This is a genomic window from Arthrobacter vasquezii (assembly GCF_029455255.1).
Taxonomy (GTDB): domain Bacteria; phylum Actinomycetota; class Actinomycetes; order Actinomycetales; family Micrococcaceae; genus Arthrobacter_D; species Arthrobacter_D parietis.
In genome coordinates this window covers 26,383-39,535 of record NZ_JAROKN010000008.1, presented here as the reverse complement: position 1 = coordinate 39,535, position 13,153 = coordinate 26,383, and the positions used below count along the sequence as shown (strand labels likewise).

Genomic DNA, 13,153 nt, shown 5'->3' with positions numbered 1-13,153 from the left:
CGGTTAGATGAGACGGACGCAGGAATCAGCAGCGGAGCCGGGTACGTATCCACCAGCGGTCTATGCCGGTCCCGCCGCGGAGACGGCGGTGCCGCCGTCGTCGTTGCTCTGGTGGGCCGCGGCAACGACTGTGCTCGGACCGGTGCTCGGCGTCCTCTGGTGGTTCGCGTCGCCTGGTGGCGGATTCTATGGAGACAGGGCCAACGCTGAGTCCTGGCTGATCCGGGACCTTGTGCTCGGCGGATTGCAGTTGCTGGCCGGCGTCGTCGTCGGATGGCTGTTGACTAACCGTATCGACCTGCCCGGCGCGTGGCAGCGTGTGTGCGCGGCCGTGGGCGGAAGCATGGTGGGATCCGTCCTTGCTGTGTTGGTTGGGCAGGGGCTTGGAGCCCTGTTTTCCGGCGGTGACGGCGAATTTCCTTTTGTGCTGCGTTCGCTCGGTGTGGCATTGGTCTGGCCCGCAGCCGCAGCGTTGGTGGTTTTCCTGGCCTCGCTGCTCGGGCTGCTGCTTATCCGGCGGAATCGGTAGCGCACCCTTTCCGTCGTGGGCAGAAGCCAGGACAGCCGCCGGTAGAATTGCGGCTGTGACTGCTCAGACCGCTCCCGGATCATTCGACGCCTTCCGCACGATCGACCTGCGCGGGACACATCTATCCACCGCCGAACTCCGTGCCGCGATGCCGAGGAGCACCACGTCGTCGTTCGAATCGGTCGCCTCCCGCGTTGAAGACATTATTGTTGCTGTCCGGTCACGCGGATTCGACGCGCTCAGCGAGCTGGCGCAGCGGTTCGACGGCGTTGAACAGTTCCACCCGCGGGTGCCGGCTGAGGCTTTAAGTGAGGCACTTCGGGCGCTCTCGCCTGACGTGCGGGCCGCGCTGGAGGAGTCCATTGACCGCGCCCGTGTCTTTGCCCTGGCGCAGAAACCGCAGGACGTCGTCGTCGAGATCCGACCTGGAGCTGCCCTGACGCAGCGGTGGGTGCCCGTTGGCAGGGTGGGGCTCTATGTCCCCGGTGGGCTTGCGGTCCTCGCCTCGTCGGTCATCATGAATGTTGTACCTGCACAGGCTGCCGGCGTTCAGTCCATTGCACTGGCATCGCCGCCGCAGAAGGAATTCGGGGGACTGCCGCACCCGGTGATTCTTGCCGCGGCGGAACTGCTCGGTGTCAAGGAGGTCTACGGCATCGGCGGTGCCCAGGCGATTGCCGCCTTCGCACACGGTGTGTCAGGCGAGGAGGATCGTACCGCGATTGAGCCGGTGGACGTTGTCACGGGCCCGGGGAACATCTACGTCGCCACAGCGAAGCGGCTGGTCAAGGGCATGGTCGGGATCGACGCTGAGGCCGGCACCACGGAGATCGCTGTGTTGGCAGACGGGACGGCGCAGCCGCGACTGGTTGCCGCGGACCTGATCAGCCAGGCCGAACATGACCCGAACGCCGCCTCGGTACTGATCACGCCTTCGGTTGAACTGGCTGCTGCCGTCCGGGCGGAGCTGTCGATCCAGGCGAAGTCCACCCGGCACCGCGAGCGGGTCGAAACTGCGCTGGGCGGGCCTCAATCGGGCACCATCCTGGTGGACAACATTGACCACGGTATTGCGGTATGTGACGCGTATGCCGCGGAACACCTGGAGATCCACACGGATCAGGCGCCAGCAGTAGCGGCGCGTATCAAGAACGCGGGGGCGATCTTCGTGGGCGACTACAGTCCGGTGAGCCTGGGCGACTACTGCGCGGGCTCGAATCACGTCCTGCCCACAGCCGGCACGGCGGCGTTTGCTTCCGGGCTGAGCGTGTTCACCTTCCTGCGGGCAATGCAGGTGATCGACTACAGCGCAGACGCCCTGCGGGAGGTGAGTGAGCATGTTGTTCAGCTTGCTCAGGCTGAGGATCTGCCGGGACACGGCGATGCGGTGCGGGTGCGCTTTTCCTGACGGGTACTCCGGCTGACCGCTCCTGTCCCTGAGTGCCAAACCACCACATCTAGTAATGACATGGTTGTAGTTTCACTACATCTAGTTCTAGAATGGTTTCCGGACGCCGTTGAAAAGTTGCGTCGTATCCGATGAATACGCTGTTCGCCAGAGTTGAAACGAGGGTGGAGTGCACTGTCCGTTCTGCCGCAGTTCCGACTCGCGTGTCGTTGACAGCCGTCTCACCGATGATGGATCAGCGATCCGCCGTCGGCGCCAGTGTCCCGAATGCGGCAAGCGATTCACTACCGTGGAAACCACCAGCCTGTCGGTCATCAAACGGTCCGGCGTTGCCGAGCCCTTCAGCCGCAGCAAGGTCATCAGCGGCGTGCGCAAGGCCTGCCAGGGGCGGCCTGTCACTGAGGATGACCTCGCACTGTTGGCGCAGGACGTCGAGGAGGCTGTTCGTGCAAGCGGCGTCGCTGAAATCGACGCCCACGAGGTTGGGCTGGCTATTCTTGGGCCGCTCCAGAAGCTGGACCAGGTAGCCTACCTTCGCTTCGCCAGCGTGTACCAGGGCTTCGACTCCCTCGAGGACTTCGAGAAGGCTATCGAGAAGCTCCGCCTCGAAGCGGAGAATGCGGCGGCCCGGGTCTCATCGGGTAAGCAGCGGCCGCTCACCGCCACATAATCTCCGGTGGTGGCTGCGGAGGGGAAGCCGCCGCCACCACCGGCACCACCCGCTATTTCGCTTCGACCGGCTGGCTCTTGAAGTGAAGCGCCGCTTGAAGCGCTGCTCCCACAATGCCGGCGTGATTCCGGAGCTCGGCAGGAATGATGGGCGTTCGCAGGGAAAGATTGGGAAGGAAGTCCTTGCTTCGCTTCGAAATGCCGCCGCCCACAATGAAGAGTTCAGGCGAGAACAGGAATTCGACGTGGGAGAAGTAGCGCTGCAGCTTGACGGAGTACTCATCCCAACTCAGTCCCAGTCGTTCGCGGGCTACGGCTGAAGCCTGGGTCTCGGCGTCGTGCCCGTCTATTTCAAGGTGGCCAAGCTCTGCGTTCGGAACCAGCTTGCCGTCGAAGATGAAAGCGGAACCAATCCCGGTACCGAGTGTGATGACAAGGACCGTACCGTTGACGCCCTTGCCCGCGCCGTACTGAACCTCTGCGAGGCCGGCGGCGTCAGCATCATTGATAACGTGCACGTCGCGTCCGAGGACCTTGGTAAACAGTGCGTCCACATCGGTGTCGATCCAGCTCTCATCGACATTCGCCGCCGAGCGCGCCACACCGTGCTGGATGATGGCCGGGAAGGTCACCCCGATCGGCAGGCCTGCAGGCGGCGCTCCCTCCCGGACGGACAGTTCAGCAACAATGTCGGCGACGACGACGGCGACAGCCTCCGGTGTAGCCGGCTGGGGAGTCTCCACCCGGAACCGATCACCGACGATGGCCCCGGCGGTGAGGTCAACAATGCCGCCCTTGATGCCGGTGCCACCGATGTCGATTCCGATGACCGTGGCAGGCAGGTTCCTGCCGCCCTTCGTCTTGCCGCTGTTCTTGCCCATGTTTCTCCAGTAATTCTCTCGGGTGTGTTTGGTCCGCGCCTTGCCGGTAATGCGCGGAGGTGGTGCTTGGTCTTGCTAGGGAAGCGTCAGGACTTCGGCGCCGGTCTCAGTCACCACGAGCGTGTGCTCGAACTGCGCGGTGCGCTGACGATCCCGGGTGACCACAGTCCAGTCATCAGGCCACATATCCCACTCAATGGTTCCAAGCGTGAGCATCGGTTCGATCGTAAATACCATCCCGGGCTCGATGACGCGGTTGTAGGCCGGCGCGGCATCATAATGCGGGATGATCAGCCCGGTGTGAAAAGCCTCTCCGACTCCGTGACCCGTGAAGTCCCGCACAACACCGTAGCCGAATCTCTTCGCGTAGGACTCAATGGCACGGCCGATGACGTTAATTTCCCGTCCCGGGGCAACCACCTTGATAGCCCGGTTCAGAGCCTCCCGGGTGCGCTCCACCAGCAGGCGGGAATCCTCGTCGACGTCGCCGACGAGGAAGGTGTAGTTGGTATCCCCGTGCACACCGTCGATGTAGGCGGTGATGTCGATGTTGATGATGTCTCCGTCGCGGAGCTCGGTGGAGTCAGGTATGCCGTGACAGATGACCTCGTTGAGCGACGAGCACAAAGACTTCGGGAATCCGCGGTAACCGAGGGTGGAAGGGTACGCCTTGTGCTCGATCAGGAACCGGTGCCCAACGGCGTCGAGCTCGTCAGTGGTGACGCCGGGGGTAATGTGCCGGCCGACTTCCTGGATGGCTTGCGCGGCTATCTTTCCTGCCCGGCGGATTTTCTCGATGGTGTCAGCCGACTTGACCTCGGATCCCTCGAACCGGGCAGGTCCGGGGCGGCCGACATACTCCGGACGCTCAATTGACCGCGGCACCTTACGGGGAGGACTGATAGTCCCCCCGATGAGCGTGCCGACGGGTGCGGAGGAGGAATGCTGGGACATACTCTTGATCCTATCGGTGTGGAACCACCGAAGCCGAAAGTGAAAGCAAGACCAAGGAGGCCGCGATGGTGCAGTACTGGTACAACGTTCGGACCCACGAGGTTGAAGAAGATGCCCAGTCCGACTGGAGCCAACTCATTGGTCCCTATCCCACGCGAGCAGAAGCGGAACGCGCGCCGGAAAAGGTTCAGGAGCGCAACCGTGCGTGGGACGCACAGGACGAGGAGTAGCTTCTGCGGAAGCTGCTAGAAGCTGTGCTCGGGACCGGGGAAGCTTCCGTCACGGACCTGATCGCCGTAGGTGCGAGCGGCATCGGAAAGCACGGATCTAACATCTGCGAACTGTTTGACGAACTTGGCCTGCTTGCCCGAGCGCAGGCCCGCCATGTCCTGCCACACCAGTACCTGGCCGGTGGTCGCCGAGCCTGCACCGATGCCAATGGTGGGCACGCTGACCGCGCGGTCCACCTCAGCCGCTACATCCGCCGGCACCATCTCCATGAGAATGCAGAAGGCGCCGGCCTCCGCGAGTGCTACGGCGTCATCAATTACCTGCCGTCCGGCCTCACCCCTGCCCTGGACCCGGTAGCCGCCCAGGGAGTGCTCGCTTTGCGGTGTGAAGCCGACGTGTGCCATGACGGGAATGCCTGCGCGCACAATAGCGCGGACTGTTTCCGCATAGTGCGCTCCGCCCTCCATTTTCACCGCATGAACTAGGCCCTCCTTCATCAGACGGACGGAGGATTCCACGCCCTGGGCAGGCGAGACCTCATAGCTGCCGAAAGGTAGGTCCGCAACCACTAGAGAGCGGCTCGCTCCCCGCGTGACGGCGCGGGAGAAAAGGATCATTTCGTCGAGCGTGATCGGCAGTGTGGTGGCGTGCCCGAGCACATTATTCGCAGCGGAATCTCCAATAAGCAGCACCTCTATGCCTGCAGCATCGAAGATTTCTGCTGCGTACTGGTCGTACGCGGTCAGCATGGCGAATCGTCGGCCGCTGTCTTTCGCCGCCTGGAGATGGTGTGTCCGGATCCGCGGGACCGGCTGGGACGGTGCACCACCGGCCTGTGATCCGGTTCCATAGGGGGCTGGAGTTTCCGCGGAATTCATGACCACGAGCCTACTTCACGGGTAACGCCGTCGTAACACAAGCCGGACATACTATACGGGTGCGGCTCTCCGCACGCCGGTGCCCGCGCTGACGGTCCATTGTCAGTAAAGTGAGCAGCGGACCGGGGAGTAGGCACCTGGTTGTACGGGAGGTCGGAAAGACAACGGGATGAGTGGGAAAGAGGTTGGAATGGATCGGCAGCAGGAGTTCGTCCTACGCACCATCGAGGAACGCGACGTCCGTTTTGTCCGGCTGTGGTTCACCGACGTCGTCGGCTCGTTGAAGTCGGTTGCCCTTGCTCCCGCGGAAGTCGAGGGTGCTTTCGAGGAAGGCCTCGGCTTCGACGGTTCCTCGATTGAGGGCCTCGCCCGGGTTTTCGAGTCCGACATGCTTGCCCAGCCGGATCCCTCGACGTTTCAGATCCTGCCCTGGCGCGGTGAAAAAGAGCAGACATCCAGGATGTTCTGCGACATCCTGACCCCGGATGGCCAGCCGTCATCAGCTGACCCGCGCGGCGTGCTGAAACGGACCCTCGCTAAAGCGGCGGACATGGGATTCACTTGCTACACCCACCCGGAAATCGAGTTCTACCTTCTCAAGTCTGACGAGCTCGGCGCAGACGGTCAGCCTGTTCCGGTGGACCAGGCGGGTTACTTCGATCACGTACCGGGCGGCGTGGCGCAGGATTTCCGGCGGACCGCGGTTGCGATGCTCGAATCTGTCGGAATCTCGGTCGAGTTCAGCCACCACGAGGCCGGTCCGGGGCAAAATGAGATCGACCTGCGTTACGCCGATGCGCTGCAGACTGCCGACAACATCATGACATTCCGCACAGTCATCAAAGAGGTAGCGCTGACGCAGGACAGCTACGCCACCTTCATGCCCAAGCCTTTTTCCGATCACCCGGGCTCCGGGATGCATACGCACTTTTCGCTCTTCGAGGGGGACACCAACGCGTTTTTCGAAGCCGGCGCCGAGTTCCAGTTGTCCAAAACGGCACGCCAGTTCATCGCAGGCATCCTTCGCCACGCACCGGAATTCACGGCAGTCACCAATCAGTTCGTCAACTCCTATAAGCGTCTCTGGGGCGGCGGCGAAGCACCAAGCTACCTTTCCTGGGGTCACAACAACCGTTCCGCGCTGGTGCGCGTTCCGCTGTACAAGCCGAACAAGGGGCAATCCGCCCGCATTGAATACCGCGGTATAGATTCCGCAACAAACCCATACCTCGCGTACTCCGTGCTGCTGGGTGCCGGTCTGAAGGGAATCGAGGAGGGCTACGAACTGCCGCCGGGAGCAGAGGATGACGTCTGGAGCCTGACAGCCGCGGAGCGGCGCGCCATGGGTCACGATCCGTTGCCGGCGAGCCTTCACGACGCCGTGCGGGCCATGGAGGATTCGGAACTTGTGGCTGAGATCCTCGGCGAGCAGGTCTACGAGAATTTCCTCCGCAACAAGCGTGCGGAGTGGCATGACTATCGAATCCAGGTAACCCCCTACGAGCTCAGGCGCAACCTCGGCATCCTCTAGGCATAAAGGAAGTTGTCCATGAGCCTGAACAGGGAACTGATCAGCAGGGGTTTCACGGACCTCGACAAGAGCACCCGGTTTCTGGCTGCGGCAGAACTTGCGGATATACCGGAGGACCGGCTCTTCAACGGGCTCACTGTCGCGGCTAATCCGGACCTGGCACTTCAGTCCCTCGTTCGCCTTCTCGCGGTCCAACCCGAACTGGCCGACCTCGTGCGGCTTGGGGGCTCCGGCGCTGAGTCCCTCTTCCGGTTGCTCGGGGCCTCTGAAGCGCTCGCTGAATTCCTCATGCGCCATCCGGAGCACTCCGATGTGGTCCGGGTTGGGACAAGTGCAGAGCCCGGGCGGGTGGACGCGGCGGTGCTGCGGCAATCGCTTTTGCGGTCTGTCGGTGCTGACGCGGGAGATGCCAATCCCGTCGCGGCGGTATCCGGCGAGGACGCATACCGCGCCCTGCGCACGGTCTATCGCCGGCACCTTACCGAGCTGGCCATACGGGACCTCGGTGCGGCATCACCCACCGATTTTCTCCCCACGGTCGGCCAGGAGCTGTCCGACCTTGCCGCAGCGGCACTCGAGGCAGCCCTGGCGGTCTCGCGCGCGGAACTGGCGACAACCTTCCCGACTGCACACGTGGCGGCCGTCAAGTTATCGGTGATCGGAATGGGTAAATGCGGAGCCGGAGAGCTGAACTACATCTCGGATGTCGATGTCATCTACGTCATCGACGCTGAGGGCCTTGAGGAAGAAACCGCCGTGCGCGTCGGGACCGCATTGGCCGCCGGCATTTCTCGGGCGGTGACGTCGGCCGGACGGGAACCGGGACTGTGGGAGGTGGATGCAAATCTTCGCCCTGAGGGAAAGGACGGCCCGCTTGTCCGCACCCTGGACTCCCACCTGACCTACTATGCGCGCTGGGCCCGGACCTGGGAGTTCCAGGCGTTGCTCAAGGCACGTCCAATCGCGGGGGATCCGGCATTGGGCGAGCGTTATGCCCAAGCGGTGTCCGACCTCGTCTGGACCTCATCGGAACGCGATGGATTTGTTGAATCCGTTCAGGCGATGCGCCGGCGGGTCACCGACAACATCCCCTCCCACGAGGTCAACCGGCAGCTGAAGCTCGGGGCAGGAGGACTGCGCGATGTTGAGTTCACGGTGCAGTTGCTCCAGCTGGTCCACGGGAAAGTTGACGAAACGCTCAGGACCCGCGCCACCACGACGGCCATCGCCGCACTGAGCTCAGCCGGCTATATCGGCCGGCGGGATGCCCAGCAATTCGACCAGGCCTACCGCTTCCTGCGCGTCCTCGAGCACCGCATCCAACTGGTTCAGATGCGCCGCACCCATCTCATGCCCGACGACGAAGCGAGCCTGAAGGCGCTCGCCAAGTCATCAGCCAGCTCTCTGCTGGAGACCCGGCCCACCGCAGCTGCGCTGACCGAAGAATGGCAGCAGACCAAACGCCTGGTACGACGCCTGCATGAGGCCATCTTCTACCGGCCGCTGCTCAACGCGGCGGCGAATCTCAGCGCTGACGAGGTCCGGTTGACTCCGGAGGCAGCCAGCGCTCGTCTTGCTGCCCTCGGTTATCTGGATCCACGCGGGGCCCTGCGACATATTGAAGCACTAACAACGGGAATCAGCCGAAGATCGGCATTGCAGCGGCAACTGTTGCCCGTCCTGCTCGACTGGCTCGCTGACGGTGTGGATCCGGATGCAGGGCTGTTGGGTTTCCGACGCCTGAGCGAAGCACTGGGGGAGACGCACTGGTACCTCGGAATGCTTCGGGACTCCAAGGCAGCGGCGGAGCGGTTGTGCCACATCCTGTCCTCCAGCAGATTCATCACCGATCTGCTGGAGGTCTCTCCTGAATCAACGAAATGGCTCGGCTCGGACAAGGAGCTGAGGCCCGTTGCGTTCGAAACACAATGGCAGGAGATCCAATCGAAGATGTCCCGCCACCCCGCACCAAAGGAGGCGATGCGCCTCATCCGATTGATCCGCCGTCGTGAAATTCTGCGGATCGCCATCGCGGACAGTTCAGGGTTGCTCAAGCAGGAGGACGTCGGGCCTGCACTCGCCGATGCGGACCGGGCCGCCGTTCTTGGCGCTCTCAACGTAGCGGAGGCGGAGGTGTATGCCGGGGAGCAGGCGCTGACCGACGTCGTCGTTATTGCCATGGGTCGCCAGGGCGGACGGGAGATCACTTATGGCTCCGACGCCGACGTCATGTATGTCCACCGGCCGCGGGATGGAGCTGATCCAGCTGCTGCGCAGAAGCAGGCCGAGCAGATCGTCGGCAGGCTGCGGCAGTTCCTACAGCAGCCCTGCTCGCCTCCGATCATGGCGGAGCGTGTTTTGGAGATCGATGCAGACCTGCGCCCGGAGGGTAAGCAGGGCCCGATCGTTCGTTCCCTCGAATCGTTCCGCGAGTACTACCGGCGATGGTCCCTGGTCTGGGAATCTCAGGCGCTGCTGCGGGCCTCGCCGATGGCGGGAAACGATAGGCTGGCATCGGATTTCCTGCAGCTGATAGATCCTCTTCGCTACGAACGGGACGTGACAGAGGGTGACCTGCGGGAGATACGCCGCCTCAAAGCGCGGATGGAATCGGAACGGCTGCCGCGCGGTGCCGATCCATCACGCCAGGTCAAGCTGGGCAGGGGCGGTCTCAGCGATGTTGAGTGGCTCATTCAGCTCTTGCAACTGCAGCACGCGCACGGCTCGCCGTCCCTGAGGACAACATCGACGCTCGAGGCGATGGACGCGGTCGAGGAGCAGGGGCTTCTGCCTGCCGGCGACGTCGACACTCTCCGATCAAGCTGGCGGCTCGCCTCACGTGTGAGGGCTGCAAACACGGTGTGGGGCGGCAGGCAATCGGACCTGCTGCCCTCCTCCCGCCGAGACCTTGAAGCCGTTGCGCGCTGGTGTGGTTACGGTCCGGGGCAGGGGACGGAGCTTGAGGAGGACTACCTGCGCTTGACCAGGCGGAGCCGTGCAATTTTCGAGCGCTCGTTTTACGGGTATGGCGATTGACGGCGAGTGACCTTGGACAGCAGCAGTGAGACAGCAGCAGGGCCGCACCGGAGTGCGGCCCTGCTGCTGATTGAGGTGCGTGGTGCCTAAACGCCGTAGTACAGCTCAAACTCGTAGGGGTTCGGGCGTGCAGCGAGCGGAGTGATTTCCACCTCTCGCTTGTACGCAATCCAGGTGTCGATCAGGTCCTGGGTGAACACACCACCGGCCTGCAGGAACTCATTGTCGGCTTCCAAAGCCAGCAACGCTTCCTCAAGGGAACCGGGAGCCTTCTGGATATCCTTGGCCTCTTCAGCGGGGAGCTCGTAGAGGTCCTTGTCGATCGGGTCGGCCGGTTCAATGCGGTTTTTGATTCCGTCCAGGCCGGCCATCAACTGCGCGGCGAAGGCGAGGTACGGGTTGGATGAAGGGTCCGGAGCGCGGAACTCGATGCGCTTGGCCTTCGGGTTGGAACCGGTGATCGGGATGCGGATACCTGCGGAGCGGTTGCCCTGCGAGTAGACCATATTGACGGGGGCTTCGAAGCCCTTCACCAGGCGGCGGTATGAGTTCACGGTGGGGTTGGTGAACGCGAGCACGGCCGAGGCATGCTTCAGTACGCCGCCGATGTACCAGCGCGCAAGATCCGACAGGCCGGCATAACCGCGCTCGTCGTAGAACAGCGGCTCGCCGTTGCTCCACAGTGACTGGTGGCAGTGCATGCCGGAACCGTTGTCACCGAAGATCGGCTTGGGCATGAATGTTGCCGACTTTCCCCAGGCATTGGCAACGTTCTTGACGATGTACTTGAACTTTTGCAGGTCATCGGCAGCATGGACCATTGTGGTGAACTTGTAGTTGATCTCCGCCTGCCCCGCACCTCCCACCTCGTGGTGCGAACGCTCAACCTCAAGACCCACTGCATCCAGCTCAACGCAGATTGCGTCACGGAGGTCCGCCTGCTTGTCCACCGGGGCAACAGGGAAATAGCCGCCCTTGAACGGGGTCTTGTTGCCGAGGTTGCCGCCAACCTCCTCACGACCGCTGTTCCAAGGGGCTTCAATGGAGTCAACCTTGTAGAAGCTCCCTTGCGGGCTGGATTCATACTGGATGTTCTCGAAGATGTAGAACTCTGCCTCCGAAGCGAAAAACGCGGTGTCCGCGATGCCTGTAGAGGACAGGTATGCTTCGGCGCGCTCTGCGACACCGCGCGGATCACGATGGTACGGATCACCCGTGCGGGGGTTGACGATGGAGAAATTCAGTGCCAGCGTCTTCTCGATCCGGAAAGGATCGATGAATGCGGTAGTGACGTCCGGAATCAGCTGCATGTCGGATTCGGCGATGCCCTGAAACCCTCGGATCGAGGATCCGTCGAAGAGCTGACCGTGAACGAAGAAGTCGGCGTCAACCGATTTCGCCGGGACATTGAAGTGCTGTTGCACGCCGGGGAGGTCGGTGAATCGGACGTCGACGAACTTCACATCTTCGTCGACGATGTACTTGAGGACTTCGTCCGCATTCTTGAACATCGGATTATGCTCCTTACGCATATTCGGGAAGAGCGACCGGGGCCGGTAGCGCGGGGGAGACGCCACAAGGGTTGACCTGCTGCGGTCGCAACAGCCTCCACACTATGAATGCGCAGTTACCCACTGGTGTCGCAAATGTTTCCGGCATGTAACTTAAGCCGGCAGCTACGCATACGTGCTCTTGTTCCACCCTATCGGTAGCGCCCCCGCGCTACGAGTAGGACTGTATCGGGGGACTGCATCCAGTTGGACAGAGCAGGTCCACAGAGCCGGAATGCCCGAGTGATGCAGGATAGAGTGGAGCGGTGGTTGACCGCAGAGACATCAGTTCGTGGCTTGAAGGACCGCCGTCGCGGGGTGACGGCCACTGGCCGGGTCAGCGCCTGGGCCGGCCACGGAACGGCGCAGGTTCAATCGCCCGTCCTGGGCGCCGGCTAGGCGCTCTCGCTATCGACTGGGCGCTGTGCAGCCTGATCTCGGCGGCATTTTTTGGATACGACGGTACTGCAACGCTCGGCATCTTCGCACTCGAACAGATGCTGCTCGTCGGGTCACTGGGATATAGCGTGGGACACCGCGTCTTCGGCATGCAGGTGCAACGGCTGGAGGGCACGCCCGCAGGGCTGGGAGCAGCGATTGTGCGTACCCTGCTCATCTGCCTGGTGATTCCGGCAGTTGTCTTCGATGAGGATCAGCGCGGCTTGCATGACAGAGCCGTTCGAACCGCCTTGGTACGGATCTAGCGGCCCCGCATCGCCTTGCGATCCGGGCGGGCCTTGAACGGGTCCACTCCCTTGGGAATCGGCATCCGGGTACCCAGCGCGCTCAGCCGCTTGTCAACGGCAGAGACTTCCTGACGCGTGAGGTTCTTCTTCATCTTCTGCAGTTTCTTCGAGATGCGCTGAAGCGGAACCTGCCCCTCTCCGTTGCCGGCATGGACAACCTGAACCGGCACACCGGGCACAATCCTGTTCATTTTGACCCGTTCTGCGTTGACCAGCGGTTTGACGCGATTCACTGGCCCCTCCGCCACGAGGACGATGCCGGGCCGCCCGATCGCACGGAAAACGGCGTCCTGGGTACGAGCGTTCACTGCGACCGGCTCATCCTTCAGGATCCAGCCCCGGCGCAGGACACTGAGGGCCGCTCCTGATGCGCCGGGTTTCCCCTCGATCTGCGAGAACGCAGCGCGTTCAGCCCGTCTCGACAGGATGAAGAGTGCTGCGAGGAATGCCAGTGGGATGGCAATGATAAGCATGGTCACGACGTTGCGGATCAGGAAACCGATGAGCAGCCCGACGGCAACAACCGCCAGGAACGCCAGCACCATAATCCAGATAACGTTTGGATCGTTGCGCCGCGTCATTGCGAAGACCTCGCCGATACGCTTCAGCGTTCCCGGCTTTTTGGCCGGCTTGGCGGCCTTCGGCTTCCGTGAGAAGAGGCGGCGCCGCGAGCCCGATCCGTCTGGGTCCGAGGTGGCGTTTGAGCTGTTGTCAGTACTGTTGGCCATAGTGCATTAAGT

Annotated in this window: 12 protein-coding genes; 7 read left to right on the top strand and 5 right to left on the bottom strand. The window is 62.6% G+C overall.

The genetic code is table 11. From position 1 onward, the window contains the following. Window positions 1–7 precede the first annotated feature (7 nt). The 3 genes from P4U43_RS05460 (at window position 8) to nrdR (ending at window position 2,607) form a co-directional block, all read left to right on the top strand. On the top strand, window positions 8–529 hold the full coding sequence (locus P4U43_RS05460) for a hypothetical protein (protein ID WP_277357813.1): 522 nt from the start codon (window positions 8–10) through the stop codon (window positions 527–529). A 46-nt stretch (window positions 530–575) separates the two neighbouring features. Next, window positions 576–1,937 (top strand): histidinol dehydrogenase, encoded by a 1,362-nt coding sequence (hisD, locus tag P4U43_RS05455; protein ID WP_404800707.1) that lies wholly within the window; start codon window positions 576–578, stop codon window positions 1,935–1,937. Between the two features lie 169 nt (window positions 1,938–2,106). Continuing rightward, window positions 2,107–2,607 (top strand): transcriptional regulator NrdR, encoded by a 501-nt coding sequence (gene nrdR / locus P4U43_RS05450; RefSeq protein ID WP_277357811.1) that lies wholly within the window; start codon window positions 2,107–2,109, stop codon window positions 2,605–2,607. A 52-nt stretch (window positions 2,608–2,659) separates the two neighbouring features. Here the strand turns inward: nrdR and ppgK are convergent, their stop codons facing one another. Then, a complete protein-coding gene (ppgK, locus tag P4U43_RS05445; RefSeq protein WP_277357810.1) occupies window positions 2,660–3,487 on the bottom strand; it encodes a polyphosphate--glucose phosphotransferase in 828 nt (275 codons plus the stop codon). A 75-nt stretch (window positions 3,488–3,562) separates the two neighbouring features. Further along, the gene (gene map, locus P4U43_RS05440; RefSeq protein WP_277357809.1) at window positions 3,563–4,441 is read right to left on the bottom strand and encodes a type I methionyl aminopeptidase; all 879 of its coding nucleotides are present in this window, start codon (window positions 4,439–4,441) and stop codon (window positions 3,563–3,565) included. A 65-nt stretch (window positions 4,442–4,506) separates the two neighbouring features. Here map and P4U43_RS05435 point away from each other — a divergent pair, with 65 nt between their 5' ends. After that, on the top strand, window positions 4,507–4,671 hold the full coding sequence (locus P4U43_RS05435; RefSeq protein WP_157359053.1) for an SPOR domain-containing protein: 165 nt from the start codon (window positions 4,507–4,509) through the stop codon (window positions 4,669–4,671). 15 nt (window positions 4,672–4,686) lie between these two features. Here P4U43_RS05435 and panB read toward each other — a convergent pair whose 3' ends face one another. Further along, window positions 4,687–5,550, bottom strand: a complete 864-nt coding sequence (panB, locus tag P4U43_RS05430; RefSeq protein WP_277357808.1) for a 3-methyl-2-oxobutanoate hydroxymethyltransferase — start codon at window positions 5,548–5,550, stop codon at window positions 4,687–4,689. Between the two features lie 190 nt (window positions 5,551–5,740). Between panB and glnA (P4U43_RS05425) the strand changes: the two genes are divergently transcribed. Together glnA (P4U43_RS05425) and P4U43_RS05420 are read left to right on the top strand one after the other, a co-directional pair. Next, complete coding sequence (glnA, locus tag P4U43_RS05425) at window positions 5,741–7,081, top strand: type I glutamate--ammonia ligase (protein ID WP_056547176.1); 1,341 nt, start codon at window positions 5,741–5,743, stop codon at window positions 7,079–7,081. Between the two features lie 18 nt (window positions 7,082–7,099). Continuing rightward, a complete protein-coding gene (locus P4U43_RS05420; protein ID WP_277357807.1) occupies window positions 7,100–10,117 on the top strand; it encodes a bifunctional [glutamine synthetase] adenylyltransferase/[glutamine synthetase]-adenylyl-L-tyrosine phosphorylase in 3,018 nt (1,005 codons plus the stop codon). Window positions 10,118–10,203: 86 nt separating this feature from the next. On the opposite strand, the gene glnA (P4U43_RS05415) is transcribed toward P4U43_RS05420, so the two are convergent. Beyond that, the gene (gene glnA, locus P4U43_RS05415; protein ID WP_277357806.1) at window positions 10,204–11,628 is read right to left on the bottom strand and encodes a type I glutamate--ammonia ligase; all 1,425 of its coding nucleotides are present in this window, start codon (window positions 11,626–11,628) and stop codon (window positions 10,204–10,206) included. A gap of 305 nt (window positions 11,629–11,933) precedes the next feature. Here glnA (P4U43_RS05415) and P4U43_RS05410 point away from each other — a divergent pair, with 305 nt between their 5' ends. Beyond that, on the top strand, window positions 11,934–12,371 hold the full coding sequence (locus P4U43_RS05410; protein ID WP_277357805.1) for an RDD family protein: 438 nt from the start codon (window positions 11,934–11,936) through the stop codon (window positions 12,369–12,371). On the opposite strand, the gene P4U43_RS05405 is transcribed toward P4U43_RS05410, so the two are convergent. Further along, entirely contained in the window at window positions 12,368–13,141 is a 774-nt protein-coding gene (locus P4U43_RS05405) for a DUF4191 domain-containing protein (RefSeq protein WP_277357804.1), read from the bottom strand. The two genes, P4U43_RS05410 and P4U43_RS05405, sit on opposite strands and share 4 nt — an antisense overlap. Between the last annotated feature and the right edge of the window lie 12 nt (window positions 13,142–13,153).